This window comes from Streptomyces sp. NPDC059718 (assembly GCF_042733315.1).
Taxonomy (GTDB): domain Bacteria; phylum Actinomycetota; class Actinomycetes; order Streptomycetales; family Streptomycetaceae; genus Actinacidiphila.
This window is the reverse complement of record NZ_JBHWGA010000143.1, coordinates 1-1348: the sequence shown is the minus strand read 5'-3', so window position 1 is coordinate 1348 and position 1348 is coordinate 1. Positions and strand designations below refer to the sequence as shown.

General features: G+C 66.4%; 1 protein-coding gene and 1 pseudogene. One reads left to right on the top strand and one right to left on the bottom strand.

The window, feature by feature from the left end; translation table 11 throughout:
• Window positions 1-450: 450 nt before the first annotated feature.
• Window positions 451-681: pseudogene (locus ACFV3E_RS46740) on the bottom strand (IS6 family transposase); the annotation flags it as partial.
• Window positions 682-792: 111 nt separating this feature from the next.
• On the opposite strand from ACFV3E_RS46740, the gene ACFV3E_RS46735 reads away from it, so the two are divergent.
• Window positions 793-1155, top strand: a complete 363-nt coding sequence (locus ACFV3E_RS46735) for a DUF3099 domain-containing protein (RefSeq protein ID WP_500542646.1) — start codon at window positions 793-795, stop codon at window positions 1153-1155.
• The last annotated feature ends 193 nt before the right edge of the window (window positions 1156-1348 follow it).

Genomic DNA, 1348 nt, shown 5'->3' with positions numbered 1-1348 from the left:
ACCTGCAGATCCTCCTCGCGACCTGGACCGGCGCCTGCCCCACCTGCCACCGCGACATACCCACCCCAATACCGACCTGACCAAGCACTACTAGGACGAACAAAATATGCCTGGCCTGAGTGGGGCAGCCCATAACGAGGCCTGGACACTGGAACTTCGGCCAGAGGCGGCAGGCGTGGCGCGGCAAATTGCTCGAACAACCCTGAGAAACTGGCGAATTGGTACGGCGGATGCAGAAGCAGTAGTTCTGGTGGTGTCCGAGCTGGTCACCAATGGGTTGGAACACGCCCAGCCTCCGATAGCGCTTCACTTGCATCACGAGCATGCTGGGCCGTTGGTGTGGGCGGGCGAGGCCTGGTGGCTGGTGAGGTCGGGGCGTTGTTACGTTAGCGGGTGCTTGGTCATCTGCCGCTGTGCCGGGGCGTTCGGGGGCCGGTCTCGGGGCTTGGTTCAGGCTGCGGCGGGCAGGTCCGCGGCGCCGGTGATCTGGTCCCAGATGGTGAAGCAGAGGGTCATCTCGAGGCGGTGTTCGGCGGCAGTACGAAGGTGCCGTCGGGTGCGGAAGTGGGGTGAGATGCCGCTGAACGCGGCCGGGAAGCGTTGGGCCGCGCCGGGTGACCGGAAGCCTTTCATCGCGCGTTCGCGTTGCCGGGTCGACTGGTGCGAGCTCTCGGCCCGGTGTCGTCACACGACGAGGGCTTCCCCGGTCTCCAATGCGGCAGATCTGCGGCGTAACGTGGACCGTGTCGGGAGTGGGTGGCTTCCGGCGTTTCGAGCAGGTGGTGGAATGTGATGCGGAAGCGGAGCGGTGCCGAGGTCTTCCGGATCACCGGGACTGCGGCAGGGCTCACCGCGGACGTCCGCGGCAGGCAGCGGCGGTACATGATCTCGATGTCGATCCGGACCCTGTCGTTCATCCTGGCGGTCGTCCTGTGGAACGTCTCGGCCCCTCTGGCCCGGATCGCGCTGGTCCTGGGGCTGGTGCTGCCGTACGTGGCGGTCGTCGTCGCCAACGCCGGGCGGGAGAACGCGCGCGGGCTGCCGTCCTCCCGGATCCCGCCGCCGGTGCGGCCAGCGCTCGACCCCGGCGAGCCGCTGCTGCCGACGGAACGGACCCCGGAACCGGACGGACAGCACCATTCCGGTCAGAGCTGAGCGGTTCTGCGCCCTCGAAGCTCAAGAAAAGCTCAGATCAATCATGGGGATCCACTGCACGGCGGGGGTTTCCGCGGGACGGCGTTGTCAACTTGCTCGGCTCAGTCAAGATTTTCGTGAAGCGATGACGCGGCGTCATACCAGGTGGATGTGCACGGTCTGTGCTGTGTTGCGCTGGTGACGCGCTGGTCGA

Bases quoted from the DNA above. Each gene is read 5' to 3' on its own strand.
- ACFV3E_RS46735 (WP_500542646.1), top strand. From the start codon at position 793: ATGCGGAAGCGGAGCGGTGCCGAGGTCTTCCGGATCACCGGGACTGCG.